General features: G+C 73.6%; 21 protein-coding genes. 5 read left to right on the plus strand and 16 right to left on the minus strand.

What is annotated here, in order from left to right:
- Positions 1-41: 41 nt before the first annotated feature.
- Complete coding sequence (locus LPU43_RS19875; RefSeq protein ID WP_229401974.1) at positions 42-1787, minus strand: thiamine pyrophosphate-binding protein; 1746 nt, start codon at positions 1785-1787, stop codon at positions 42-44.
- On the minus strand, positions 1780-2904 hold the full coding sequence (locus LPU43_RS19880; protein WP_229401975.1) for a baeRF2 domain-containing protein: 1125 nt from the start codon (positions 2902-2904) through the stop codon (positions 1780-1782). The genes LPU43_RS19875 and LPU43_RS19880 overlap by 8 nt, the downstream gene beginning before the upstream one ends.
- A 160-nt stretch (positions 2905-3064) precedes the next feature.
- On the opposite strand from LPU43_RS19880, the gene LPU43_RS19885 reads away from it, so the two are divergent.
- The gene (locus LPU43_RS19885) at positions 3065-3610 is read left to right on the plus strand and encodes a hypothetical protein (RefSeq protein WP_229402017.1); all 546 of its coding nucleotides are present in this window, start codon (positions 3065-3067) and stop codon (positions 3608-3610) included.
- 156 nt (positions 3611-3766) lie between these two features.
- On the plus strand, positions 3767-4627 hold the full coding sequence (locus LPU43_RS19890; protein WP_229401976.1) for an alpha/beta fold hydrolase: 861 nt from the start codon (positions 3767-3769) through the stop codon (positions 4625-4627).
- Between the two features lie 219 nt (positions 4628-4846).
- On the opposite strand, the gene LPU43_RS19895 is transcribed toward LPU43_RS19890, so the two are convergent.
- On the minus strand, positions 4847-5215 hold the full coding sequence (locus LPU43_RS19895; RefSeq protein WP_229401977.1) for a DUF3817 domain-containing protein: 369 nt from the start codon (positions 5213-5215) through the stop codon (positions 4847-4849).
- Positions 5216-5369: 154 nt separating this feature from the next.
- On the opposite strand from LPU43_RS19895, the gene LPU43_RS19900 reads away from it, so the two are divergent.
- Both LPU43_RS19900 and LPU43_RS19905 read left to right on the plus strand, forming a co-directional pair.
- Complete coding sequence (locus LPU43_RS19900) at positions 5370-6848, plus strand: glutamate-cysteine ligase family protein (RefSeq protein WP_229401978.1); 1479 nt, start codon at positions 5370-5372, stop codon at positions 6846-6848.
- A 194-nt stretch (positions 6849-7042) separates the two neighbouring features.
- Complete coding sequence (locus tag LPU43_RS19905) at positions 7043-7633, plus strand: DinB family protein (protein ID WP_229401979.1); 591 nt, start codon at positions 7043-7045, stop codon at positions 7631-7633.
- A gap of 398 nt (positions 7634-8031) precedes the next feature.
- Here the strand turns inward: LPU43_RS19905 and LPU43_RS19910 are convergent, their stop codons facing one another.
- Positions 8032-8331, minus strand: coding sequence for a DUF6342 family protein (locus tag LPU43_RS19910; protein ID WP_229401980.1), 300 nt, complete (start codon positions 8329-8331; stop codon positions 8032-8034).
- A 299-nt stretch (positions 8332-8630) separates the two neighbouring features.
- Between LPU43_RS19910 and LPU43_RS19915 the strand changes: the two genes are divergently transcribed.
- Positions 8631-9275: a class I SAM-dependent DNA methyltransferase gene (locus LPU43_RS19915; RefSeq protein WP_229401981.1), complete on the plus strand. Its 645-nt coding sequence runs from the start codon at positions 8631-8633 to the stop codon at positions 9273-9275.
- A 331-nt stretch (positions 9276-9606) separates the two neighbouring features.
- Here the strand turns inward: LPU43_RS19915 and LPU43_RS19920 are convergent, their stop codons facing one another.
- The 12 genes from LPU43_RS19920 to LPU43_RS19975 all read right to left on the minus strand — a co-directional run bounded on the left by LPU43_RS19920 (position 9607) and on the right by LPU43_RS19975 (position 25544).
- Positions 9607-10308 carry a putative glycoside hydrolase gene (locus tag LPU43_RS19920; protein WP_229401982.1) on the minus strand — a complete coding sequence of 234 codons (702 nt, stop codon included), beginning with the start codon at positions 10306-10308 and terminating at the stop codon, positions 9607-9609.
- On the minus strand, positions 10296-11264 hold the full coding sequence (locus LPU43_RS19925) for an NAD-dependent epimerase/dehydratase family protein (protein WP_229401983.1): 969 nt from the start codon (positions 11262-11264) through the stop codon (positions 10296-10298). Before LPU43_RS19925 ends, LPU43_RS19920 begins: the two co-directional genes overlap by 13 nt.
- Positions 11261-12661 (minus strand): nucleotide sugar dehydrogenase, encoded by a 1401-nt coding sequence (locus tag LPU43_RS19930; protein WP_229401984.1) that lies wholly within the window; start codon positions 12659-12661, stop codon positions 11261-11263. Before LPU43_RS19930 ends, LPU43_RS19925 begins: the two co-directional genes overlap by 4 nt.
- 74 nt (positions 12662-12735) lie before the next feature.
- Complete coding sequence (locus LPU43_RS19935; protein WP_229401985.1) at positions 12736-13818, minus strand: glycoside hydrolase family 191 protein; 1083 nt, start codon at positions 13816-13818, stop codon at positions 12736-12738.
- Positions 13815-14711 (minus strand): NAD-dependent epimerase/dehydratase family protein, encoded by an 897-nt coding sequence (locus LPU43_RS19940; protein ID WP_229401986.1) that lies wholly within the window; start codon positions 14709-14711, stop codon positions 13815-13817. Before LPU43_RS19940 ends, LPU43_RS19935 begins: the two co-directional genes overlap by 4 nt.
- Positions 14708-15646: a sugar phosphate nucleotidyltransferase gene (locus tag LPU43_RS19945; RefSeq protein WP_229401987.1), complete on the minus strand. Its 939-nt coding sequence runs from the start codon at positions 15644-15646 to the stop codon at positions 14708-14710. Before LPU43_RS19945 ends, LPU43_RS19940 begins: the two co-directional genes overlap by 4 nt.
- A 28-nt stretch (positions 15647-15674) precedes the next feature.
- Positions 15675-17204 (minus strand): hypothetical protein, encoded by a 1530-nt coding sequence (locus LPU43_RS19950; RefSeq protein ID WP_229401988.1) that lies wholly within the window; start codon positions 17202-17204, stop codon positions 15675-15677.
- The gene (pelF, locus tag LPU43_RS19955; RefSeq protein WP_229401989.1) at positions 17201-18913 is read right to left on the minus strand and encodes a GT4 family glycosyltransferase PelF; all 1713 of its coding nucleotides are present in this window, start codon (positions 18911-18913) and stop codon (positions 17201-17203) included. The genes LPU43_RS19950 and pelF overlap by 4 nt, the downstream gene beginning before the upstream one ends.
- Before the next feature lie 46 nt (positions 18914-18959).
- Positions 18960-21095: an Agd3-related carbohydrate-binding protein gene (locus tag LPU43_RS19960; protein WP_229401990.1), complete on the minus strand. Its 2136-nt coding sequence runs from the start codon at positions 21093-21095 to the stop codon at positions 18960-18962.
- 571 nt (positions 21096-21666) lie between these two features.
- Positions 21667-23265, minus strand: a complete 1599-nt coding sequence (locus LPU43_RS19965) for a pentapeptide repeat-containing protein (protein ID WP_229401991.1) — start codon at positions 23263-23265, stop codon at positions 21667-21669.
- A 131-nt stretch (positions 23266-23396) separates the two neighbouring features.
- Positions 23397-24569 (minus strand): zinc-dependent alcohol dehydrogenase, encoded by a 1173-nt coding sequence (locus LPU43_RS19970; RefSeq protein ID WP_229401992.1) that lies wholly within the window; start codon positions 24567-24569, stop codon positions 23397-23399.
- A 27-nt stretch (positions 24570-24596) separates the two neighbouring features.
- Complete coding sequence (locus LPU43_RS19975; protein ID WP_229401993.1) at positions 24597-25544, minus strand: SRPBCC family protein; 948 nt, start codon at positions 25542-25544, stop codon at positions 24597-24599.
- Positions 25545-25578 lie beyond the last annotated feature (34 nt).

The following is a 25578-nucleotide window of genomic DNA, read 5'->3' on the forward strand; positions in this document are numbered from 1 at the left end:
CTCCGTAGCGGGTACCTCGCAGATGCCCCGGCCCGGACCCGCTAAACGACGTGCTCGGCCGGCACGGCGACGCCGGTGCGCAGCGTCACTCCGCCGTCCGGCCGCCGGGCCGGGTCGCGGTCGGTCACGAGGCCGCGCAGGTCGGCCAGGGCCGGCTCGGCCGGGCGCAGGGCGACCGTCGGGTCGACCACGGCCTCCAGCACGCACGGCCGGTCCGCCGCGAGGGCCTCGTCCCACGCCGCGCCGACCAGCTCGGGCCGGTCCACCCGGACGCCGTGCAGGCCGAGCAGCCGGGCCCACCCGGCGTACGGCACGTCGGCGCGCCGCCCCGCCGCCCCGCCGGGGCCCGGCTGGTCGCGGTCGTTGAGCACCAGCACCACCAGCCGGGGGTCGGGCCACTTCGACCAGCGGTAGGCCACGGTGATCAGCTCGGCCAGGCCGTTGAGCTGCATCGCGCCGCCACCGGCCAGGGCGATCACCGGCCGGTCGGGGCGGGCCAGCTTCGCCGCCACCGCGTACGGCAGGGCGCAGCCGGTCGCGCCGAGGGTGCCGCAGAGGTGGGCGTCGACCCCGGGCGGCAGCTCCAGGTGCCGGGCGTACCAGTGGACGACCGCGCCCACGTCGACCGTGACCGACGCGGCGCGGGGCAGCCGGGCGGAGAGCTCGCGCACCACGAGCTGCGGGTTGATCGGCTGGGCGGGCTCGGCGGCCCGCGCCGCCGCGTCCGCGCGCCACCGGTCGACGGAGCGCTCCACGGTGGCCCGCCAGCCCCGGCGGGGGTTCTCCGGCACCCGGGCCAGCAGGGCGCGCAGCGTCTCGGCGGCGTCGCCGACCAGCGGCACGTCCACCGGGTACCGGCTGCCGATGCGCCGGCCGTCGAGGTCGACCTGCACGGTGCGGGCCTGCCCGGGCAGCGGGTAGTAGCCGGTCCACGGGTCGTTGGTGCCGACCATCAGCAGGGTGTCGCAGCCGCCCATGAGCTGCGCGGCGGCGCTCGTGCCCACCTCGCCGAGCACGCCGGTGTGGAACGGCAGCCGCTCGTCGAGCACCGGCTTGCCGAGCAGGCTGGTCGCCACTCCCGCGCCGAGCCGGTCGGCCAGCGCCACGATCTCGCCCGCCGCTCCCCGCCCGCCCTGGCCGACGAGGATCGCCACCCGGCCGCCGCCGCCCAGCAGCGACGCGGCGGCGGCCAGATCGGTCTCGTGCGGCAGCACCCGGGCGGGCGGCTCCCCCGGCGTCGCGGTGGTCACGCCCGCGACCGGGGGCAGCCGGTACGGCACCGGGGCCTGCTGCACCTGGAGGGGCAGCACCACGCAGGTCGGGCTGCGGGTGGCCGCCGCCGTGCGCAGCGCCTGGTCGAGCACGGCCGGGACCTGCTCGGGCGCGCGGGCGTAGCGGACGAACTCGTGGCAGGCGTCGCCGAAGAGGCGGCTCAGCCCGATCTCCTCGTGCGCGCCGCCGAGCGGGCCGGTGACGTCCTCCCCGACGAGCGCGACGACGGGCCTGCCGTCCAGCTTGGCGTCGTACAGGCCGTTGAGCAGGTGCACCGCGCTGGGGCCCTGGGTGGCCAGGCACACCCCGATGCCGCCGGTGAACCTGGCGTGCCCGCCGGCCATGTAGGCGGCGGTCTCCTCGTGCCGTGCGGGCACGAACTCCGGGTCGCCGCCCGCGCCGTCCAGCGCCGCGACGACCGGGGCGATCGCCGCGCCCGGACAGCCGAAGGCGCGCGGCACCCGCCAGGCCCGCAGCCGCTCCACCACCAGGTCGGCGGCGGTACGCTCAGGCATTGCCCCGCCCGGGGGTGGCCGCGTCGACGTAGCGCAGCACGGCGCCCACCCCGTCGGTCAGCTCGGGCGCCTCCTCCGGGGCGAGGACGGTCAGTTCCGCGTCGGTGCCGACCAGCGCCCGGACCAGGGCCGCGTCGGCGCGTACCCGGTGCGGGTCGGCCACCGAAACGGCGGTGAGGTCGCCCGGGCCGGTGGCGATGTCGGTCGGGGCCGGGCCGATCCAGAGCTGCGCGGTCGACGACGGGTCGTCCACGAGCAGCATCGTGTCGACCTGGTTGCGGCGCAGCGCCCGGACGACCGCGTCGAGCCCCGCCCCGACGTCCTCCTGCACGCCGAAGCGGTCGAGCGCGGCGCTGATCCGCTGGTCGGCCACCTCGGCGATGGTCTGCACGGTGATGTCGTCCATCAGGGCCGGGTCGGCCCCGGCGTGCCGGGAGCCGGCGTCGGTGCGCACCAGCACGTCCTGCCAGCGTTCGGGGAGCTGGGCGGCGATCATCCCGGTCGCCCGGACGTCCCCGGCGACCACCACCACCTCCGCGCCGACCTTCTCGGCCAGCTCCACCGTGGCCGCCGCCGCGTCCCCCGCGTTGTGGTGCCACGCCTCCACGGCCGCGCGCTGGTAGCGCGACTGCGACCAGCCGCCCGGCTGGACCCGGCGGAGCTGGAAGTCCTCCCGGCCGGCGACGTGGGCGCGGCGGGGCACCCCGCCGGCGCTCACCGCGACGGCGTCGGCTCCGGTGCGGTCGGCCAGCACCCGCACCCAGGCGACCTGCTCGCCGCGCTGGGCCAGCAGCGGCATGGTGTGCGGCAGCTCCGCCCAGGCGGCCAGGTCCCGCAGCGGCGGCGCGGAGAGGTACTCGGTGAGCACCGCCCGGCCCCGGGTCGCGAAGACGGCTATGCCGTAGTCGCCCGGCATCGGGTCGTGCCCCCGGACCACCCGCTCGACGGCGTCGACGGTGGGCGCGTCGGCGCCCTGGGCCAGCAGGTCGCCCTTGAGGGCGCGCCAGCGCAGGTCGAGCGCCGGGTGGGCGTCCTCGGTGTCGCGGGAGGCGTCCAGGTAGACCGAGCACCAGGGCCCGGGACGGTCGTAGAGCGGGCGCAGGAAGGAAAGCTGCATGCTCGACCCCTTTCCGGCTCGGCCCCCCGCTTACCCGCGCCGGTCGCCATGTCACCTGACCGCGCCACGAACGTGATTCGCGTTCATTCACGTCGTTCGGCCTGTCCTACCGATACGATCGGTGTCGACAAAGCGGACGTTCGGTGGCGGACAGCTCTCGGTGGTGAAAATGGACGGCGACCTCGAATACCGGCGGATCGCCCGCCCCACGCAACGGATCGTCACCGGCCGGGTCGTCCGGCTGATGGAGGGCTACCCCCGCGAGCTGAAGATCGGCCAGCCGGCGCTCGTCGCGGTGGTGACGGCGGCCAGCGTGATGGGCCTGCTGCTGCTGGCGATCCGCTCGCTGCTCTCGAGCGCCTCCGGCGGGGCCCGGCGGAGCTGGAAGGAGCTGCGCAAGGGGCCGGAGTTCCTGGTCACCCCGCTGCACCTGCGCGACTCCGACAACCGGCTCTGCGAGGTGGAGCTGCACGGCCACCTGGCACAGAGCGCGCTGCACCCCTCCGACTGGGTGCAGATCACGCTCAAGCCACAGGACCCGGACCTGCCGCCCCGGGTCGAGCGGATCGTCAACATCACCACCGGGCAGCTGCTCCGGCCGCGCCCCGCCACCCTGTGGACCCACCTCGGCCCGCCGCTGCTGCTCCAGGCCGTGCTGGGGGCGCTGCTCGTCCTCGTGATCGCCGTCGTCGTCGTGCTCTTCTGACGGCGGCTCGCCGGGCAGTTCCGACGCCGGACGGTTTTCGGGCCGGGCCGTTCGGGGGCCGGGGGCGGAGCCCGTCGCCGGGCGGGCTTCGGGGCCCGGGGGTCGAACGGGTCGCCGGGCGGTTTCGGGCCCCGGGGCGGCGGGCACCGTGGGGCGATGTTCGAGGGATTCACGCTGGAACACATCGACGTCGGCGAGGCCCGGCTGCGGGTGCGCCACGGCGGGTCCGGCCCGCCCGTGGTGCTGCTGCACGGTCACCCCCGTACCCACGCGACGTGGCACCGGGTCGCGCCCCTGCTCGCCCGCGACCACACGGTGATCTGCCCGGACCTGCGCGGCTACGGCGAATCGTCCAAGCCGCCCAGCGACCCGGAGCACACCGCGTACGCCAAGCGGGCGATGGCCCGCGACGTGGTGGGCCTGCTCGACGCGCTGGGCCACGACCGCGCGGCGGTGGTGGGCCACGACCGGGGCTGCTACGTGGCGATGCGCACGGCGCTGGACCACCCCGGCCGGGTCAGCCGCCTCGGCGTGCTCGACGGCGTCCCGATCGGCGAGGCCCTGGCACGCGCGGACGCCCGGTTCGCGGCCCGCTGGTGGCACTGGTTCTTCCTCGGCCAGTCGGACAAGCCGGCGGAGCGCGTCATCAACGCCGACCCCGACGCCTGGTACGGCGGGTCGCCGGCCGAGATGGGCGAGGAGGCGTACGCCGACTACCGCCGCGCCATCGGCGACCCGGCGACCGTGCACGCCATGTGCGAGGACTACCGGGCCGGGCTCGGCCCGGACCGGGCGGCCGACGACGCCGACCGCGCCGCCGGTCGACGGATCACCTGCCCGGTGCTGTTCTGCTTCTCCGAGCGCGACGACATGGTCGACCTGTACGGCGACCCGGCGGCAATCTGGCGGGACTGGGCCGACGACGTGCGGGTCGCCTCGGTCGACTCGGGGCACCACATGGCCGAGGAGGCCCCGGAGCAGCTCGCCGCCACGCTGGCCACCTTCCTCACCACCTGACGCCCGCCCCGCCCTCTGGAGGACGGGATGCCCGGGAGACGGGACGCCCGGGTAGATGTTGGTACGAAATGGCCCCCGTGGGGGCCGAAAACGTCCAAGATCTACCCGGCGGGGGGCCGGGCGGAGTCCGGCTGGGCCCAAAATGGGGCCAGGCGGACCCGGTCAGGCCAGACGGGAGCCGGTAAGGCCGGGTCGGGCGAGGGCCGCCGGCGGGGGGCGTCAGCCGACCGGGGTCAGCGGGCGGGACGAGTCGGCCGGGTTGGTCGTCAGCATCCCCCGGCGGGCGGCCCAGCGCTCGAAGAACACCGTCGCGAAGGGCGGCACGGCGCAGGCCAGCGCCACCAGGGTCGGCAGCAGCCGCCACCGGTGCAGCCTGGCCACCGCGAGGACCAGCACGCCGTACACGACGAAGAGCGCGCCGTGGATCGGGCCGAAGATCTTGACGCCGATCTCGTTGTCCGGCGGGCCGTACTTGACGGCCATGCCGACCAGCAGGGCCAGCCAGGAGCAGGCCTCGGCGATGGCCGCCGCCACGAACAGCTTGGTGATCTTCTCGCGCATCTCACTCCCCCACCGGTTGCCGGCCATGCTAACCACCCCGTCGGCGCTGAGGGCGCGCGACGGGCGGAAGCGACCGGCATCACGCGGATGGCAAGCGGGTAGAGAGAAGGACCTTCGGGTCTTCCCCGGCCGCGTTCGACCGTGCGAGGTTGAGGGAACCAACAGCGACAGGGCGGTGACCATGGGCGAGGACGTCGGCGTGCGGACCTTCAGTCGTGAGGACCGGGCCCGCTATCGCGAGAAGGTGCGGCGGTGCCTGGACGTCTTCGCCGAGATGCTCCGGGAGTCCCGGTTCGACGTCGAACGGCCCATGACGGGCCTGGAGATCGAGCTGAACCTGGTCGACGAGGAGTCGATGCCGACGATGCGCAACGCCGACGTGCTGGCCGCCGTCGCCGACCCGGACTTCCAGACGGAGCTGGGCCAGTTCAACGTCGAGATCAACGTCGCGCCGCGCCGGCTGGCCGGAGCCGGCACCGCCGCCTTCGAGGAGCGCGTGCGGGCCAGCCTCAACGCCGCCGAGACGAAGGCCCGCGCCGTCGGCGCGCACATGGTGATGATCGGCATCCTGCCGACGCTGCGCCCGGAGCACCTGACCGCCGAGACGCTGTCGGCCAACCCGCGCTACGAACTGCTCAACGAGCAGATCTTCGCCGCCCGGGGCGAGGACCTGCCGATCGCGATCAGCGGGATCGAGCGCCTCGCGGTCACCGCCGACACGATCACCCCGGAGGCGGCCTGCACCAGCACCCAGTTCCACCTCCAGGTCAGCCCGGCCCACTTCGCCGACTACTGGAACGCCGCCCAGGCGATCGCCGGCATCCAGGTGGCCCTCGGCGCGAACTCGCCGCTGTTCTTCGGCCGGGAGCTGTGGCGGGAGACCCGCATCCCGCTGTTCCAGCAGGCCACCGACACCCGGTCGGAGGAGATCAAGGCTCAGGGGGTACGCCCCCGCGTGTGGTTCGGCGAACGCTGGATCACCAGTGTCTTCGACCTGTTCGAGGAGAACGTGCGCTACTTCCCCGCGCTGCTGCCGGTCTGCGACCCGGAGGACCCGGCCGAGGCCCTCGCCCGGGGCGACGTGCCGAAGCTCGCCGAGCTGCGGCTGCACAACGGCACCGTCTACCGCTGGAACCGCCCCGTGTACGACGTGCACAAGGGCCGCCCGCACCTGCGGGTGGAGAACCGGGTCCTGCCCGCCGGGCCGACCGTGCTCGACACGATCGCCAACGGCGCGTTCTACTTCGGGCTGGTCCGCGCCCTCGCCGAGTCGGACCGGCCCGTGTGGTCGCAGATGTCGTTCAGCGCCGCCGAGGAGAACTTCAACACCTGCGCCCGGCACGGCATCGACGCCCAGGTGTTCTGGCCCGGCCTGGGCTACCTGCCCGTCACCGAGCTGGTGCTGCGCCGGCTGCTGCCGCTGGCCCACCTCGGGCTGAACCGCTGGGGGCTGGACGCCGCCGAGCGGGAGCGGCTGCTCGGCATCATCGAGCAGCGCTGCCTGACCGGCCGCAACGGGGCCACCTGGCAGGTGGAGACGCTGCACCGGCTGGAGTCCGCCGACCACCTGGACCGCCCGGAGGCCCTGCGCGAGGTGGTCCGCCACTACGTGCCCCTGATGCACAGCAACCGCCCGGTCCACGAGTGGCCGATCCCCTGACCGCCCCCCTTGGCGCGCGCGATCAAGAGGTTTGCGTCAGAGTTCTTGCCCTCCCCTGACGCAAACCTCTTGATCACCGAGGTCGGCCGCCTGTACGGGCCACCGGGCGGCACCGGACCTCGGCCGGCGCGATCGCGTCGGCCGAGCGCCGATTCCACTCGCGACGGTTCGGGTCGGTGCGGAAGACTGCGGGCATGGCTGATCTTGACGACCTGAAGGCGACGCTGCACCAGTACCTCCGTGGGGCCCGCAACGCCCTGATCTGGAAGCTCGACGGGCTGAGCGAGCGCGAGGCCCGACTCCCCCGCACCCCGACCGGCAACAACCTGCTGGGCGTCCTCAAACACTGCCTCAACGTCGAAGCCGGCTACTTCGGAGTCACCTTCGGGCGCGAGTTTCCGACGCCCGAGGAGCTGGTCTCCATGCAGGCCATGGAGGAGGACCCGCAGGCGGACTTCTACGCGCGGGAGGACGAGACGAAGGACGGGCTGATCGACCTGTACCGCCGGGTGGGGGCCTTCGCGGACCGGACGATCGAAGAGCTGCCCCTCGACGCGCCGGGGCAGGTGCCGTGGTGGCCGGCGGACGGACGGGCCGTGACGCTGCGAAAGATCATCATCCATGTCACCTGCGACCTGGCCCGGCACGCCGGTCACGCCGACCTGATGCGCGAGCAGCACGACGGGGCGGTCGGCCTGCGGCGGGAGAAGCCCAACGTCCCCGACGCATACGACTGGCCGGCGTACGTCACGAAGCTGACGAAGCTCGCCGACCGCTTCGGATAGCTGATCGACCCGGCCGGGCCGGAGCCGTGGCGGCGGGCGTGACCCGCGCCTTCGGCCCCGGCCCGGCCGGGACCGGGAGGGGGTGACGGTGGTCAGGTGCGGGACAGGGCCCGGTCGCTGACGCAGGACTGGAGACCGAACTGGCGGGCCCGAAGCCCTGATCGATCGCCTGACTGTGCGGCTGCCACCTGTGGATGGGCATCCGGTCGGCGAGGTCGTCGACGCAGATGAGGGGGCCGTCGTCCTCTCATGCCCATGTCACGCTGACGCCAAAGCCACACGACGTTTGACTGCGAGGAGCAAGGTGGAGCATTCCATCAACTCGACAGCGGCCCGGCATAGCACGGAAGCATCCGCCGGCATGCGGGTGCTCCCGTGTTGCCACGCTTGCGTCGTTGTCAGTACCGCAGATCCTTCTGCAGTTCCGTGACGCGGCCGGCGATCTGCAAATTGCCGTCCGAGTCCAGGATGGCAATGATCTTCTTCTGGCTTCCGTGGTGGGTGGTGAAGAAGATCTTGTCGGCCTCCTGGCTGGTGCTGTGGTTGGTGTTCACCGACAGCTCGATGCTGACCGGGGAGCTGATCAGCACGTCCTTCTTGGGCGAGTTCGGGTAGACCTGGTTCTGTCGCAGCTTGATCCTGCCATGGGTGTCACCCTCGTCCCAGTCCGAGGCCACGCCCAAGTCCACATCCGCCACGGGGGTCTCCATTCATTTATTCGCGAGAATTTCCCGCCTTCGCGGACAGCCTATGCCGTCTGCGGTCGGCCGCAAATGTCGGCTATATTGCCGAGTCGATTAATAGTTTGGCCACCGTCAGGTAAAGGTGGTGCAGCCCGGGACCCAATCAGGGGCTCAGGCAAGGTGGCGGCATGACCGTCGTCACGAACTCTCCAATGGTCCGACGCGGCTCCACCCACACGAACCGGCCCGCGACAGGCGCGCCGCCCCGTTCAGGGAGTACTGAGCCGGCACCGACGGGGGCTAACATCATCCGCGTGCGCGTTTCCGGTTGGCTCGACGACACCCGGGACTCCTACGACACCGTGGCGGTCAGCTACGCCGATCTACTCCGGGACGCCCTCGCCGGCGAGCCGTTCCAGCGGGGCATCCTGGCGCTCTTCGCCGAGTTGGTGCGCGCTCAGGGAAACGGGCCGGTCGCCGATGTCGGCTGCGGTCCGGGCCGGCTCACCGCCTATCTGCGAGGCATCGGCCTGGACGCGTTCGGCGTTGACCTGTCGCCCGCGATGATCGACGTGGCCCGGCGGGACCACCCCGGCCTGCGATTCGAGGTCGGCTCCATGACGAGCCTCGAACTGGCCGATGGCTCGCTGACCGGCCTGCTCGCGTGGTTCTCTCTGATCCACGTCCCCGACGACGAGGTCCCCACCGTCATTGCCGAGTTCTTCCGGGTGCTGCGTCCTGGCGGGACCCTGCTGCTGGGCTTCCATGCGGGCGAGGGGAGCAAGCTCAAGACGGAGGGGTACGGCGGCCACCCGATGAATGTCTACGTACACCGCCGGTCACCAGACCGGATCGCGGCCTGGCTGGACGCTGCTGGCTTCACCGTCGAGGCGGAGCTGGTGCATCGACCGGCCCCGAACCCGAACATCGAGGGTGGCTTCGTCTTCGCCCATCGGTGAGGTGGGTAGGAAGCGACCCGAGCCGTCGGCGGAGGCGAAGGCCACCGCGGAGCTGGCCCGGGCCGCGAAGGAGCAGGGGCTACCGCGGCCAGGAGCAGGCCGGCGCGGGCGCTGAGCGTCACCTGGCCGCCTGGGGCGCACGCACGGCACGAAGCTCATGGCGCATCCCGCCGGCGAGATCACCATCCGGTACGAGGCGCTGACCCTGCCGGGTGACGAGGAACAGAAGCTGTTCATCGACCGCGCGAGGTGACCAGGTTGGGGACGGGTTCGGGCCGGGGCCGGACACGCGACCCGCGCGTCCGGCCCCGGCCCGAGGGATTCAGACAGGTCAGGTGCGGGACAGGGCCCGGTCGCTGACGCAGGACTGGAGACCGAACTGGCGGGCCCGACGCTCGGCGAAGTCGGTCAGCCCCGGGCTGTCGGCGTAGTCCAGGCTGTACAGGTCGAGTTCGAGCTGAAGCAGTTGCTCCGCGATCTGGGCATGGAACTCCAGCACGTCGGCCGGCCACGGCGCGTAGCCGTCCTCGGTCCAGCGGGCCGAGAACGACTCGAAGACGATGCCGTCGACGATCTCGGCCAGCCGGGGCAACATGCCGAAGCCCCGGTTGGCCAGCAGGTACGCGGGCTCGGCCTCCTCCCGTACGGCGGCGACCAGGGTGAGCAGGTGCGGCACGTCCTCGGGGAAGGTCAGCTCGACGTTGAGCGTGTCCAGGAACAGCCCCGCGAAGCCCTGGTCGATCGCCTTGCGCGCCGCGCCGACCACGTGCGCCACCCAGAGCGGGTGGTCGACGTGGACGAACGCGCCGCCCCAGTCCGGGTTGCGTTCCTGGCGCTGCCAGGGCGCGGGCGGGCCCTGGTCCTCCGACAGCGACAGGTAGGCGAGCGTCTGCACGTCCTGCTCCGCCAGGTACCGCAGTTCGGCGGGCCGGTAGAAGTCCGGTTGCAGGACCACCCGCACGTACCCGGCGAGGTCGTCGAGGTGCCCGTCGCCGTAGTAGAAGCAGATGGGCCGTCGGCTCACCGTGCCCATGCATGCTCCCGGTACCAGGAGAACGTGGTCCGCACGCCCTCCTCCAGGCTGACGGTCGGCTCATAGCCCGTCAGCTCCCGCAGCCGGGACAGGTCGGGGCAGCGGCGGGCGACCGAGCCGGGCGGCGCGGCCTCCGGCGCGACGGCGGGGCTCACCCCCGCCACCCGCAGGACCAGCTTGGCGAGGTCGCCGATGTTGGTCTCCTCGCGGTCGTTGCCGATGTGCACGATCTGACCGGCGGCGGCCGGGGCGGCCATCAGCCGCAGCATGGCCTCGACCGCGTCGTCCACGTGGCAGAACGCCCGGTACTGGTCGGCGCCGGGGACCGGGAACGGGTCGGCTCCCCGCAGGGCGCGCAGGGACATCTCCGGGATGACGTGGTCGGCGCCCATCCGGGGGCCGTACACGTTGTGGAAGCGTCCCACCACGGTCTCGAAGCCCTTGGCGCGGGCCGTGTGCAGGAAGGCGGCCTCGCCGAGCAGCTTGCTGGCGGCGTACGCGAAGCGGGGCGCGGCGATGTCGGAGATCATCGGCGGCACCGTCTCGGGCGTCGGCACCGGCACCACCCCGGCCGTCACTCCCCCGGCGTAGACCTCGCTGGTGGAGGCGAAGAAGACCCGCTCGCCCGGGGCCACCCAGTCGAGCAGGTGCAGCGCGGAGAGGGTGTTGACCCGGATCACCCGGGCCGGGTCCTGCTCCACGTTGCGCACGCCGACGACGGCGGCGAGCAGGTAGATCTGGTCCCAGCCGGTCGGCAGCGCGGCCCAGGTCTCCGGAGCGGTCAGGTCCCCGGAGACGACCCGCACCGCCGGATCGTTGCGCAGCCGGTCGAGGTCGGCGTCGTCGCGGCCCCGGGAGAAGTCGTCCACGATCGTCACCTCGTGCCCGTCGGCGACGAGGCGGCGGGCGAGGTGCAGGCCGATGAAGCCGGCCCCGCCGAGCAGGAGCGCCCTCATGCCGAAACCGCCTCGTCGGCCGAAGCGACCGAAACGGCCGGAGCGGCCGAAACGGCCGAAGCCGCAGGAGCGGTCGGGTCGGACGCGGCGGACGGGTCGGGGGCCGGGGGCAGGTAGCCGAGACCCGCGTAGCGGACCCCGGCGGCCGTGACGGCCGCGCCGTCGAGCACCCGCCACGAGTCGTAGACGAACGCCGGCCGCGCCGCGCCGAACACCTCGGGGACGCGGAGCGCCCGGTAGTCCGGGTGGTCGTTGATGATCAGGACGGCGTCCGCGTCGGTGAACGCCTTGTCCAGGCTGACCGGCTCGCCGCCGTACTGCCGGATCACGTCGTCGGTGACCATCGGGTCGTGGCCGAGGACGGTGACGCCGGCGGCGGAGAAGACCCGCATCATGGGCTCGATCGGGGTGCCGCGCATGTCGTCGGTGGCCGGCCAGCCCTTGTACGCCCAGCCGAGCACCGCCAGGCGCGCGCCGAAACTGCGGCCCCGCGCCTCGGTCAGCATCCGGACCACGGTCTCGCCGACGTGGATCGGCAGGTACTCGTTGAGCTGGCGGGCCTTGCCGACGAGGAACGGCCGGCGGTCACCCGCGCTGTCGATCATGATGTACGGGTCCTTGGAGAGGCAGCCGCCCCCGACGTACCCGGGCTTGGCGAGGTCCGGGCGCGGGTAGTCGAGGTTCGTCGCCCGGATCACCTCGAGGGGGTCGAGGCCGTGCCGCTCGGCGATCAGCGCGATCTCGTTGCCGAAGGCGTAGATCAGGTCGGTGTGGCAGTTGTTCGACAGCTTCACCAGCTCGGCGGCCTCCAGCCCGGAGACCGGGACGATCGTGCGCGCCAGGCCGCTGAAGAACTCGGTCCCGGCGGCGAGGCTCTCGGCGTCCAGGCCGCCGATCACCTGCGGCAGCTCGACGAGTTCGCGCAGCGCCTGGCCCTGGATGGTGCGCTCCGGGGCCATCACCAGCCGGACCCGGTCGCCCCAGGCGGCCCGCAGCTCGGGCAGCACCACCCGGCGGCTCGTCCCGACCGGCACGGTGCTGCGGACCACGACCAGGGTGTCCGGGCGGCAGGTGGCGGCGACGGCCCGGGCGGCGGCGGCCAGGTTCGCCAGGTTGGGGCGGTGGGTGATGTTGTCGACCGGGGTCGACACGCTGATCACCGCCACGTCGACGGTGTCGCGCGGCAGGTCGGCGGCGACGTGGATGGTCCGACCGACGTGGGTGGCGAAGACCTCCTCGACGCCGGGCTCGAAGATGTGCGGCCGGCCGCGTGACAGCGAGTCCAGCACCGCCGGTGACACGTCCGCGCCGTACACCGTGAAGCCCTTGTCGGCGAGGGCGGCGGCGAGCGTGAGCCCCACGTAGCCCATGCCGACGACCCCGATTTTTGTGCTCATGTCGGTTCCTTCCGTCTTACCTGTCAGTGATCTGAGTGAGTTTCGGCGCGGCGACCGGCCGTCCGCGTGGCGCTTCAGCGGCAGCGGGCGGTGAGCCGGTCCAGGTCCCGCACGGTGACCGTGCCGGCGAAGCGTTCCGCGCGGTACCGGCCGCAGGCCCGGCGCACGTTGTCGGCGCGCACGGCGTAGTCGACCGCGAGCACGAACTTGCCGGCGTCGCGCAGCGCCCGGGTGTGCGCCAGGTTCTCCGCGCACCAGTCCTGGGTGCACGGCTCGTCCGTGGCGAGGTAGAAGAGCTCCTCCATCGCGATGCCGTCGATGGCGGCGGTGTATCCCCGCTGCTCGCGCAGCTCGGGTGAGTTCTGCGGGACGATCTGGAAACCGGGCCGCCGGGACTTGGCGTACCGGCTGATCCTGACGATCAGGGCGGCCATGTCGGCGGCGAGCCGCGCGCGGTCGCGGCCCCGGGCGGCGGAGAGGGAGATCTCCTCGTACGCCAGCGGCGTGTCCAGGTAGACCCCGTCGAAGCCGGCCCGCAGCGCCTGGTCGACGCGGGGCCGCACGACCCGGTCCCACCAGCGGGGGTCCCAGTAGCGGACGAAGTACTCGCCGGGCCAGTCCGGCCACTCGTTGGCCAGCAGGTCCGGGGCCTCGCGGCGGATCACCGGGTACTCCGGCCGGAAGTCCTCCAGGCTGCCGATCTCGAAGTACGCCAGCGTCCGCTTGCCGCTGCTGCGCAGCGCGCCGATCTCGGCGGCGGTGAAGTAGCCGCTGTGCCCGTCGCGCGTCAGGTCGACGACGGCGAGCTGGTACGGGCCCCGGGCCAGCGCGTCCAGCCGGCCGCCGGCGTACCCCTGGAGCTGGTACGCCCAGTGGGTGACCGTGGTGGGCGGGCCGGAGGCCGCACCGGCCGACGGGCTGCCGGCGGCGGAGGGTGATGCGCCGCCGGCGGCGGTGGGCGACGCGCTGCTGGCGGCGGGGGCCGGCGCGCTGCCGAGGGCGGCGGAGGGCTGCGCGCTGCCGGCGACGGGGGCCGGCGTCGACCCGGAGTCGTCACCCGACCCCGGGTCGACGAACGCCCACGTCGCGACCGCCGCCAGCACGGTCACCCCGGCCACGGCGGCCACGAGGAGCCGCCGGCCTGCGACGCGGCTCACCGCGCCGCCCCCGCCGCCCAGATGTCCTTGATCGACGTCGCGAGGTCCCGCACCGGCGACCAGCCCAGCTCGTCGCCCGCCCGGCTGACGTCGGCGCGGATCCAGTCGACCGCCGCCGAGCGGCCCGGCCCGGTGCCGGCCTCGCGGATGCGGCCCCGGTAGCCCGCCGTGCCGGCCAGCAGCTCGACCGCCTCCCGCGCGGTGACCGCCCGGCCGCTGGCCGCGTTGAAGACCCGGTGCCGCAGCTCGGGCGCGAGCGCGACCGCGGCGATCAGCGCGGCGAGGTCCCGCACGTCGACGAAGTCCCGGTACGCCGAGAGCGGCCCCAGGGTGATCTCCTCCGCGCCGTCGGCCAGCGCGGCACGGATGCGCGCCGCCGCCCGGCCCAGCAGGTTCTCCTCCGACATGCCGGGGCCGATCGGGTTGAACACCCGCAGCGATACCGCGTCGACCTGCCCGGACTCGCCGGCCAACTGGAACAGCCGGGTGCCGGCCAGGTGGCTGACGCCGTACGCGCTGACCGGTCGCGCCGCCTCATCCTCGGTGACCGAGGCGCGCTCCGGCACCGGGCCGTACTCGCCGGCCGAGCCGAGCCGGACCAGGCGGGCCCGGGGCGCCGCGGCGGCGGTCGCCTCCAGCAGCTTCGCCGCGAGCAGGGTGTTCGCCGTGACGAGCTGCGCGGCGGAGCCGGTGAGGGCGCCCACGCAGTTCACCACCGCGTCCGGGGCGACCTCGCGCAGGAGCGCCGCGAGCGCGTCCGGCCCGCCACCGAGCAGGTCGACGGTGGAGCGCCCCGGGCAGACCACCTCGGTCACCCTCGGGTCCGACTCGAGGGCGGCCCGCGCGTGCCCGCCGATGAAGCCGGACGCCCCGAACAGCAGCACCCGTGTCATGCCGGCTCCCCGGCGCGCACGACGGCCGACAGCTCCGCGCCGGCCGCCAGGTCCGCGCCGACCAACTGGTCGCCGACGGCCAGCGGGTCCGCGACGGCCAGCGGGGCAGCCCCGGTCAACGGAGCGGCGCCGGTCAACGGAGCAGCGCCGGTTAACGGGTCCGCGACGGTCAGCGGGTCGCCGACGGCCGTCCGGCCGCCGAGCGTCGCCCCCAGCGGCGCCGGGCGGCCGGGCAGCAGGATCGGCTTGAGCTGGGGAAACGAGCGGTTCGCCTCGTCGTAGTCCTCCGGCCGGCCGATGTCCAGCCAGAACCCGTCGAACGGGTACGTCACCGGGGGCTCGCCGCCCGCGAGCAGGTCCAGCACCAACTGGTCGAAGCCGAGGGCGAGCCCCGCCGGGTACGGCTCGATCGTCCGGCGCGACATCCCGTAGACGCCCATGCTGACCGGGTAGTGCAGCGCCGGCTTCTCCCGGAACCCGACGACCCGCCCGGCGTCCACGTCCAGCACCCCGAAGTCGATCTGGTGCACCCGCTCGGACGTCGCCAGCGTCAGTCCCGCGCCGGAGAGCTTGTGGGTGCGCAGCAGGTCGCCGTAGTCCAGGTCGGTGAGCACGTCGCCGTTCATGACCAGGAAGTCGTCGGGCAGCCTGTCCTTCAGGGCGAACAACGGGCCGACCGTGGAGAGCGGCTGGTCCTCCTCGACGTAGTCGATGGTGAGCCCCCACCGGTGGCCGTCGCCGACGAAGGCCCGGATCAGCGGGCCGAGGTAGTTGATCGCCAGGGTCACCGAGGTGAACCCGCGCGAGGCGAGCTGGTCGAGCACGATCTGCAGGATCGAGTGGCTGTCACCGATCGGCATCAGGGGCTTCGGCAGTGCCGTCGTGTACGGCCGCAACCGCACCCCTTTACCGCCGGCGAGGATCACCGCGTGCATCCGGACCTCCCCAAGGGTCTCGACTGGACTATCGGTAGTGCCGAACCTGCCCGATCACCGGAACCAGACCGAGCGCGAACAGTGCCTGGAGCAGCACGACGCTGCCCAGGTAGAGCGAGGTGTCGGCGAGCGCGTCGCCGTCCTGTCCGAACAGCGGCGCGACGCCGAGCAGGGCGCCGACCCCGGTGTGCAGCACGACGACGGCGGTCATGGACAGGCACAGCCAGCCGTACCGGCCCCGGCCGACCAGCAGGAAGGCCAGGTAGTAGGCGCCGGCGAGGGCCACGTGCGCGGCCGTCATCGCCACCCCGGCGGCCGAGAGCAGGCCCGCGAGGGAGAGCCCGATCAGGAGCGGCACGCTCAGCACCGCCGGCAGGGCGAGGCAGGCCGCCATCTCCCGGCCGATCGTGCGCCAGATTCCGGCGGCGAAGACGCCCGGGGTGTGGGTGCGCTTCGACAGCGCGACCGCGACCGCCCAGAACCGGCTGGTCCGCCACTCCACGAACCCCATGGAGAGGATCAGCGGCAGCGCCGCCGCCGCGACGTCCAGCCGGCCCAGCAGGTAGGGCGCCTGGGCGTGGAAGAGCAGCACCGCCGAGCAGAGCCCGTAACCGGCGACGCCGAGCAGCGTGGACGCCGGCGGCCAGAGCGGGTCGCGGGGCGTCGCCTCCTCGGCGCGGGCGGCGGTCTGGGCGGCCCAGAGCGCCGCGGCGAGGGTCGCCAGCACGCCGAGCGCCGCCGTGCCCACGGCCCACCGTTGCAGCGTCGGGCCGCCGAGGAGCAGGTAGACCGCCCCGAACAGGAAGGCCGGCAGCATCGCCAGGGCCAGCCACAGCTCGCGCCGGTAGAAGGTCAGCAGCGTGCCGGCCAACTGGTACGCCAACTGGAAGACCATCATCGCGGCGAGCGCCAGGCCGCCGTACGGCAGCACCGCGCCGCCGGCCACCGCGCCGAGCACGGGCGCGGTCAGCGCGGCGATCCGCAGCAGCCGGCTCGCCGACCGGGGCCGGCCGAGGCCGAGCAGGCGGTACGCCGCGTAGGCGAGCACGCCCGAGTAGACCCAGCCGAGCGTCCCGGCGAGGATCAGCCCGAGCACCAGACCCGGTCGGCCGACGACCGCCAGCACGGCTGGGAACGCGGCGCTGGGCAGCACGTAGAGCAGGCCGTGCGAGATCGTCCGCAGGTCGTCGCGGCCGTTGCGGGTCGCCGGTGAGGCGCGTACCGGATGGGCGTCCGGCTGGATGGGCCCCATCCGCCGGTACACCTCGGAGGCGAGGACGAAGACGTCGCGGTAGCCGTACTCCACCTGGGCGGTCCGGTCGGTGTGCCCGTCGGCCTCCAGCGCGGCGGCGACCTGGAGCGCGTCGATGGCGCGGGTCAGTTGGGGCCGGACCCGCTCGACCAGGTCGTCGACCGGGTCGGTGGAGATCTTCGGCAGCAGGACGGTGTGGCCGGGCTCGTCCGCCCGGGGGCCGCCGCGCGGTGCCGCCTCGGCGGTCATCGTCGCGACGGACGGGAAGAGGGGGTCGGTGACGTCGGCGTCCCGGAAGGAGGTCATCCCCGGCCGCCGGTGGGGCGCAGCAGCCCGAGGCTCGGCTCGCCGTTCCCGCGCGGCGCCAGCGGCGGCCACTCGGACGAGTTGGGCGCGTGACGCGGCGGGTAGGCGGTGGTCGAGTACTGCTCGGGGCCGCGCGGGCGGGGCACGCGGGCCGGGACGGGCGCCACCCCCGGCCGGATCTTGCGGTCCGGCACCTTGACCCAGCCCTGCGCCTGGCCGCGCAGGTGCTTCGGCGGGGTGGACGCCGTGGGCGGCGTGGCGAGCCCCTCGTAGATGTTGCGGTACGCCTGGAGCGAGCGTTGCAGGGTGAACTTCTCCAGGACCCGGGCGCGGGCGACCGCGCCGAGGCGCAGCCGCAGCTCCCGGTCGCGCAGCATCCGCACGCAGGCGTCGGCGACGGCGGCGACGTCCCTCGGCGCGACGACGAACCCGGTGTCCCCGACCGCCTCGGCCACACCGCCGACGTTGGTGCAGACGGTCGGCCGACCGCACGCCATCGCCTCCACCACCGTGTACGGGAAGCCCTCGGAGATGCTGGTCAGCGCGACCAGGCTGCCGGCGTGGTACGCCTCGACGGCACTGCCGACCCGCCCCTCCAGCGTGGCGTGCCCCGTCAGCCCGAGTTCGTCGATCAGCGCCTGGCAGCTCTCGTGATAGACCTTGTTGGCGGCCGGCGTACCGCCGAAGATGCGCAGCCGGGCGGCGGGGATCTCCGCGCGGACCAGCGCGTACGCCCGGATCAGGGTGTGCAGGTCCTTGAGCGGGTCGATGCGGCCCATGAAGGAGATGGTCGGCACCTCCGGCTCGCTCGCCGCCGGCGGGAACTCGTCCGGGTCGACGCCGTTGTACATCGTCCACATCCGCTCGGGGTCGGCGCCATTGTGCAACTGCCAGCGCCGGTTGTACTGCGAGTGCGGCGCCAGCGCGCCGGTGATCAGGTACGCCGCGCCCGCGAGGGAGCGGAAGAAGCTCAGCACCAGCACCCGCACCGGGTGCGGCGCGTCGTCGTGCAGGTAGGAGATGTAGCGCTCGCGGAGGTAGATGCCGTGTTCCGAGAGGACCAACGGGGTGCCGTAGGTCCAGGTCGCGGCCATGCCGACGAGCGTGGCGAGGCCGTTCATCGACGAGTGGACGATGTCGGCGCGCACCGGCGGCGCGCTCAGCGGGCGCAGCATGTGCGAGATGAGCCAGGCCGCCTCCAGCGCGTCGGCGACGGTGGGCGCGGGCCCGGTCTCGTGGACGCGCAGGGTGTGCCAGGCCTCCAGCATCATCCGCAGCGCGTCGTTGGAGAGCAGGCCCGCGCTCAGGTCGCCCCCGCCGGCGGAGTACTCGAACATGCCGCGCAGGGCGAGCAGGAAGGTGCTCCGGTTGAGCGCGCCCGCCCGGGAGCGGGTCGACTCCAGGGGGGTGACCAGGGCCCGCAGGAACACCTCGTAGGACTCGATGAACTCCGCGCCCGGTCGCCCGGACGGGACCAGCACCCCCCGCTGGGGGCGGCGGCCCGGAGGCCGGCCGCCCCACAACGGGATCGAGTGCACTCGGTCAAGATTCGCCGGCCGGTCGAAGACCGGCGTCTCGGTGCCGTCCACGGTGAGGGCCACGACCTCCCACCGGTAGTCCGGCATGCCCCGGATGAGCTGCTCGCACCAGATGCTCACGCCGCCCATGGCGTAGGGGTAGGTCCCCTCCGAGACCAGAGCGATCTTCACCAATTGCTCCCGTTCACCTTCACTTGCTGGCTGTAGCCGTCCGGCCCTACGGGCGGGGAGCGGCGTCGAACGTCACTGCGGTGTTCGCCACGAGCGTCACCGGCACGGTCACGTTGCTGCCGTACGTGGTGGCACCCGTGGTGGCCGTGCTCACGCCGCCCAGCCGGAGCGAGCCGGCGGCCGGCGAGGTGACCGTGATCTGACCGGTGGTCCGGTCGTAGATCGCCTCGGCCCCGGCGGTGAGGGCCGCGGAGTGGGCGTTGGTCGCCTTGGTGTACGCGGCGATGTCCGGCCACGCCGAGTTGATCAGCGGCACCGAGTAGAGGGAGTCGTACTTGTCCACCACGTCCTTGACCCAGTCGGTGACCAGGCTCTTGCCGGCGCCGTAGTCACGGACGTTGGCGACGTGGAACGTGTGCGAGTAGATCGAGCCGGACGCCACGTGCTGGAGCCCGATCCCGGCCTCGTAGTCCAGCACCTGTGCGTAGGTGCGGTTGGTGGGCCAGTAGGGGAAGAGCCCGTCCGGGCCGTAGAAGGAGTTGTAGAAGACGGTCTGCTCCGCCGGGCTGGTGGTGTGGTAGGCGATGTTCGTCGGCCAGCACGGCACCACCCCGACGCTCTGGTTCAGCGGGTGCGCGGTGGCCCCGTTGAAGTTCGCCGGCACGTGGCTGGCGAACGACATGTTGCCGGCCAGCGTGTTGATGCCGAGGTCCGCCGCGGCCTGCAGCAGCGCCGGGTTGGACGCGGCCAGCCCGTGGTCGGTCGGCGGGCCGGTGTCGTTGCTCGGGTCGTCGTTGTAGACGCCGAGGCCGGAGTACTCGGGGGTCTTCAGCACGGTGCTCGGGGAGTTCAGCCCGATGTCGGCCCCCGCCGTGCGGTTCGTGTTGATCTCGTCGTAGGTGGTGGAGTAGTTCGTCGAGTTGAGCTCGGGGTGGTTGAACGTGTGGTTGATCCACCGGAAGTTGTTCTTGAGGCACTTCGTGGTGGCGGTCAGCGTGGTGGCGTCGCCGTTCGGGCTGCACGTGTCGCCGGCGAACGGGTCGATGTCCGCGCCGTTGTAGGCGATGTTGAAGGTGAAGCCGGAGGCGAGGGGGTGGGCGGTGCGCAGCGCGGTCTGCTGCGCGTCGAGGTTGACGGTGTCGTGCCCGCTGGCCTGGAAGCCGGGGAAGTACTCGACGGTGCCGTCCTCGCGGTAGCGGTCCGAGGTGTTGAACCAGTCGTCGATGTCGACGTTGAGGTGGTGCTTCCGCTCACCGAGGTGCAGGCCCTTGGTCGCCCACCGGAACAGGCCGTAGACCAGCAGGTCGGAGTGGAGCAGGTACTGGTTCGAGGTGAACGTCAGCGCGATGCGCTCCCGGCCGTCCGGGGCGGTGGTGCGCACGCCCAGCACGTCCGAGCCGTTGGTCAACAGGGCGTCGGCGCTGCAACCGGGCCTGATCGAGGTGCGGTAGACGTACGACTGCGCCACCGGAATCTGCGCGGCGCTGTTGAGGTAGTCGAAGACCCCGGCGCCGTTGCTGGTCAGCGAGAGGGACAGGGGCGTGTCGCCGACCGCGACCTCACCGTTGGAGTTGAGGCAGTAGTCCTCCGGCCAGGTTCCGTAGCTGGTGTAGAGGGCGACCTGCCGGACCTTGAAATTGCGCTCGTAGGCCCAGAGGGTGTTCCACTCCGTGTTCGTCAGGCCGCTGATGAAGCTTCCGCCGGACTGGACGAGCTGCATGCTGTTGGTGAGCAGGATCGCGTTGTACTTGCCGACGCCGTCGGGGCGGACGAGCGTGCCGGGGGTGAGCGAGTCGGTGGCGGTGTAGAGGATGTCGTAGGGCGCGCCGACCCGCTTCAGGGTGGTGGTGAGCGTGGCGACACCGAAGTCCGCCGGGTCGGTGGCCACGATCAGCGACCGGAGCGCGACCTTGTCGTTGAGCGCCTGGGTGCCGACGCCGCTGCCGGGGCCCTGCTTGGGCTCGGCGACCTTGACGGTGCCCGACTTCCTGGGCAGCGGGCCGGGGCGGGCCTCCTTCTTGGCCGCGACCTGGCCGAGGCCGGGTGCGGTCGGCGGCTGGGCGGGCTCGGCCGGCGGCCGGGCGAGGCCCGGAGCCTGGGTGCCGAGGACGACGGTGAGCGCGGTCAACCCGGCGAGGGCGAGTCGTGTGGCGCGACGGGGCGCAGGTCCGGTGGGGACCATGTAGTGACCTCCGATGAGGGGGGACCAGTGCCACTGTCCTGTGTGGACGGTGGATGCCGCCGCCGAAGGTAGCAATGAGCTTTTCGGATTCCGAAGTCCGAAGAGTGTCGCATGTAGAGCATTGACGCAAGCCCGGTCGGGGTGTTAGTGCGGCCCGCCCCAAAGGGCCGCCACGGTAGTACATTTCGGTAAACCTGAATGGCGTTTTCGCCTGCACCGGCCGGGCTGAGCTGTTTTTTTTCGAGGCCGCAGAAATGCCTCATTCATGTTCACTTCACAAAGGGCGGGGCCTGCCCTGGTGAAAATTCCATGCCCGGTCGGACCGAACCGGCATAAAACGCCGCTCTCCACGCTCGGCACGGCCGATTGCCGTGCGGCAAGTGTGGCCATTCGGATTAGCGGGGCCGGCACGTTGGACCGACCACCGTATCAACCCGACGGCCGATCGCGGCGGAGCCGGAAGCCGGCGCGGCGCGGGGCCGGTGAGTCGGAAACTGGCGCGGCGGGGGCCGGCGAGCCCGAAGCCGGCGCGGCGGGGGGGCCGGGCCGCATCCCCCGGGCGGCGGGTGCCTCAGCCCTCCCCCGCCGACGGGGTCTCGGGGTCGTCGATCACCGCGCCGGCGTGGAACACGACACCGCCGAGGACGTCCCGCACGCCGTACCGGCGGTCGAGCCGCGCCCCGGCGAAGGTGACGTCGCCGTGGAACGAGGCGCGCCCCTCGGCACCAGGAAGCCGGAATACCGCCCCGGCGAAGGTGCTGCCGTCGAAGCGGGTGGCCCCGTGGAACTGGGCGCCCGTGAAGTCCGCGTGCCCGGCCCGGCATCCGCTGAGGTCGAGGTCGACCAGGGTCGCGCCGCACAGCGACAGGTCGATCTGCGGCCAGCGCCCCTCCTCGGCGGCGTCGGGCGCCGGCGTGGCCCGGCTGACCAGGGTCGTCGGGGCAGGGCGCAGGCGCGCGGCGAGCAGCCGCTGGGCGTCGCGGCGCAACTCGACCTCCCCCGCCTCGGCGGGGGTCAGCCCGCCCGTCACGGCGAACGGCAGCGGCGCCCGCAGGTACCCGCACACGGCGTCGGCCACGCGTTGGCGCAGCTCCGGCCTGGCGTCGCCGAGCTCGCCGAGCGCCCGCAGCCCCGCCCGCCGGACGGCCGGATCGCGGTCGGCGAGCTGGCGGGAGTAGGGCGCGACCGACCCGTCGGCCACGAGCACGCGCGTGCCGTCCGGCCCCGGCGCGGGCGACCAGCCCAGCGGCCAGCGCGACGGCCCGTCGTCTGCCGGGCCGGCCCATCGCGCGCCGTCGAGGCCCACGCCGGGCTGTTCGAGGTGCACCGGCCCGCCGAACCGGGCGTCCCGGAACGCCGCGTCCGCGCCGAACCGCGCCTTGCAGAACCAGGCGGGGCCGTCGAAGCGGGCACCGCGGAACGACACGTCCCCGACGAAGCGGGCCCCGTCGCCGCCCTCCTCCCAGCCCTGGTAGTCGCCCATCAGGACCGCGACGGGCCAATCCGGGTCGTCCTCGTTCGGCTCGTCCCACGGCGCGGGTCGGACGGCCTCGACGGCGTCCCAGGCCGGGTCGTCCTCCCACAGCTCGTCCTCACCCCGGCCGAACCAGGCCAGCCCCGCGAAGCCGACCCGATCGAAGCTGGCCGGGCCCCGGAACCGGGCACGCCCGAACCCGGCGTCGGCGGCGAACCGGGCCCCGTCGAACCGGGCCGGACCGTGGAAGACCGCACGGGCGAAGTCGGCCCCGCCGGTGAAGCGGGCGTCGGCGAACGACGTCGCCCCGAGGAACCGGGCGTCGGCGAAGCGGGCCCCGGCCAGCACGCAGCCGCCGAAGTCGGCGTCCACGAGGGTCGCGCCGGCCAGGTCGACGACGACCTCCGGCACCGCCCCGGCCCCGCCCGCCTCGACGGCGGCCTGGCGCAGCAGCCCGCCGAGCGCCCGCAGGGCCTCCCGGCGCGCTGCGGCGTCCTCGTCGCCCACCGCCGACACGGCGGGAGGGGTACGCAGGTGGGCGCAGATCGCCTCGGCCGCGTCCCGGCGCAGCGCCGGGTCGGCCGCGCCCCACTCCCCCAGCCGCCGCAGCGCCGCGTCCCGCCCCGCGCCGGTCGCCTCCGCCACCTGCCGGACGGCGACGCGAAACGCCTCGACGCCCACCTCCCCGACCGGCACGCGCCCCTCCAGACCCGGTGCGCGCAGCCCGCCACCGCCGTTGGCCGCCGGGGCTCTCCCCGGCGTACCGGCGAGGATAGCGACGGGCGGCGACAGTCCGCCGCGCCGCGACGACCGCTCCTGCCCCGGGCTCAGACCTTGAGGAGGACCTTCGTGCAGTCGTCCTGCTTCTTCTGGAAGATCCGGTAGCCCTTCGCCGCGTCCTTCAACGGCATCCGGTGGCTGACGACGAAGCTGGGGTCGATCTCGCCGCGCCGGATGCGGTCGAGCAGCGGGCGGGTGTAGCGCTGGACGTGGCACTGGCCGGTGCGCATCACCAACGACCGGTTCATGAACGCGCCCATCGGGAACTTGTCGACGAAGCCCCCGTACGCGCCGACCACCGAGACGACCCCGCCGCTGCGGCAGGCGAGGATCGCCTGGCGCAGCGCGAACGGCCGCTCCGTCTCGGCCCGGACGGCCTGCTTGGCCCGGTCGTACGCGTAGAGGGCGGCGTTGCCGTGGTGACCCTCCAGGCCGACGGCGTCGATGCAGGCGTCCGGGCCCCGGCCGGCGGTCAACTCGGTCAGCGCGTCGCGCACGTCGGTGTCCTCGTAGTCGATGGTCTCCGCGCCGATGTGCTCCCGCGCCAGCCGCAGCCGGTACGGGTACCGGTCGATGACGATGACCCGCTCCGCGCCGAGCAGCCGGGCGCTGGCGGCGGCGAACAGTCCCACCGGGCCGGCCCCCCACACGGCGACCACGTCGCCCGGGGTGATGTCGCACATCTCCGCGCCCATGAAGCCGGTGGGGAACACGTCGGCGAGCAGCACCGCCTGGTCGTCGGGCACCTCGTCGGGCACCTTGACCGGCCCGACGTCGGCGAACGGCACGCGGACGTACTCGGCCTGGCCACCGGCGTAGCCACCGAGCAGGTGGGAGTAGCCGAAGATGCCGGCCGGCGAGTGCCCCATGATCTTCTCGGCGAGCCCGGCGTTGGGGTTGGAGTTCTCGCAGACCGAGTAGAGGCCCCGCCGGCAGGAGGAGCAGCGCCCGCAGGCGATCGGGAACGGCACCACCACCCGGTCGCCGGGGCGCAGGTCGCGCACCTGCGGGCCGACCTCCACCACCTCGCCCACGAACTCGTGGCCGAGGATGTCGCCCTTGCGCATGGCGGGGATGTAGCCGTGGTAGAGGTGCAGGTCGGAGCCGCAGATCGCGGTCGTGGTGACGCGCACGATCGCGTCGCGGGCGTTCATGATGCTCGGGTCGGGCACGGTGGTGACCTTGACGCGGTCCCGGCCCGCCCAGACGGTGGCCTTCATCCTTGCGGTCCTCTCGGTCGCGGGCGCTCAGCGGCGGGCGGCCGGCAACGGCTGGGCGGGGCGCTGGGCGGCCTGCTGACGCAGCGAGGTGCCGTCCGGGCTGCCCTCCGAGCGCACCACCTCGCCGGTCTCCATGACCTGCTTGAACCGGCGCAGGTCGTCGCGGACCTGCTGCTCGGGCTCCTCGCCGAACAGCTTCGCCACGGCCCGGCCGAGCGCGCCGGCCGGCGGGGCGTACCGCAGCCGGACCCGGACCTCGGTGCCCCGGTCGCCGGGGGCGGGCACGAACCGGACCCGGCCGGCGCTGGGCACCCGGGTTCCGGGCATCGAGCGCCAGGCCAGCGACCGGTTCGGCCGGTCGTCGACGATCTCGGCGGCCCAGGAGACCGGGCGGCCGGCGGGACCGCGCGCCGTCCAGTGCGACCGACGCACGTCCTCCACGCGTACCGATTCCAGGTGGGCCATGAACCGGGGCAGGTTCTCCAGGTCCCGCCAGAACCGGTACGCCTCCGCCGGGGAACGGTTGACGGTGACGGCGACCTCCACGTCGATCGCGCGGCGGTGGGCGGCCCGGGCCCGCCCGGCGCGGACGGCGGCGAAGAGGTCCACTGCGGCGAGGCCGGCGACGACCGCCGTGGTGCGGCCGACCCGCCGGCACCGCTCGCCGCGCCGGTCCGCCCGCGCCCGGACGAGCAGGGCGAGGTCCAGCGCGTCGCCGGCCACCCGCGTCCACGCCCAGCCGGCCGGCCGGCGGCCGGCGAGCAGCCCGGCCGCGTGGGCCAGCTCGCGGGCGCCCACGGCCGGGATCACCGCCAGCGCGGCGGGCGAGTCGTCCACCCCCGTCAGCCGGGCCACGGCGCGCGGGGCGAGCAGCCCGCCCGCCCCGAGGGCGAGGCTGACCACGCCCAGCAGCCGGGGCAGCGCTGCGCCGCCTGCCGCCCGCTGGTCGAGCAGGATCGGGTCGGTCTCGTCCATGTCGCACCGCCGTCGGATCGTCCTGGCCCGCCTC

Origin of the sequence: Micromonospora okii (genome assembly GCF_020884795.1) — a bacterium.
GTDB lineage: Bacteria > Actinomycetota > Actinomycetes > Mycobacteriales > Micromonosporaceae > Micromonospora > Micromonospora okii.

Bases quoted from the DNA above. Each gene is read 5' to 3' on its own strand.
- LPU43_RS19960 (WP_229401990.1), bottom strand. From the start codon at position 21,095: ATGGTCCCCACCGGACCTGCGCCCCGTCGCGCCACACGACTCGCCCTC.
- LPU43_RS19940 (WP_229401986.1), bottom strand. From the start codon at position 14,711: ATGACACGGGTGCTGCTGTTCGGGGCGTCCGGCTTCATCGGCGGGCAC.
- LPU43_RS19950 (WP_229401988.1), bottom strand. From the start codon at position 17,204: ATGACCTCCTTCCGGGACGCCGACGTCACCGACCCCCTCTTCCCGTCC.
- LPU43_RS19925 (WP_229401983.1), bottom strand. From the start codon at position 11,264: ATGAGGGCGCTCCTGCTCGGCGGGGCCGGCTTCATCGGCCTGCACCTC.
- LPU43_RS19920 (WP_229401982.1), bottom strand. From the start codon at position 10,308: ATGGGCACGGTGAGCCGACGGCCCATCTGCTTCTACTACGGCGACGGG.
- LPU43_RS19930 (WP_229401984.1), bottom strand. From the start codon at position 12,661: ATGAGCACAAAAATCGGGGTCGTCGGCATGGGCTACGTGGGGCTCACG.
- LPU43_RS19880 (WP_229401975.1), bottom strand. From the start codon at position 2,904: ATGCAGCTTTCCTTCCTGCGCCCGCTCTACGACCGTCCCGGGCCCTGG.
- LPU43_RS19945 (WP_229401987.1), bottom strand. From the start codon at position 15,646: ATGCACGCGGTGATCCTCGCCGGCGGTAAAGGGGTGCGGTTGCGGCCG.
- LPU43_RS19970 (WP_229401992.1), bottom strand. From the start codon at position 24,569: ATGAAGGCCACCGTCTGGGCGGGCCGGGACCGCGTCAAGGTCACCACC.
- LPU43_RS19875 (WP_229401974.1), bottom strand. From the start codon at position 1,787: ATGCCTGAGCGTACCGCCGCCGACCTGGTGGTGGAGCGGCTGCGGGCC.
- LPU43_RS19900 (WP_229401978.1), top strand. From the start codon at position 5,370: ATGGGCGAGGACGTCGGCGTGCGGACCTTCAGTCGTGAGGACCGGGCC.
- LPU43_RS19895 (WP_229401977.1), bottom strand. From the start codon at position 5,215: ATGGCCGGCAACCGGTGGGGGAGTGAGATGCGCGAGAAGATCACCAAG.
- LPU43_RS19890 (WP_229401976.1), top strand. From the start codon at position 3,767: ATGTTCGAGGGATTCACGCTGGAACACATCGACGTCGGCGAGGCCCGG.
- LPU43_RS19975 (WP_229401993.1), bottom strand. From the start codon at position 25,544: ATGGACGAGACCGACCCGATCCTGCTCGACCAGCGGGCGGCAGGCGGC.
- LPU43_RS19905 (WP_229401979.1), top strand. From the start codon at position 7,043: ATGGCTGATCTTGACGACCTGAAGGCGACGCTGCACCAGTACCTCCGT.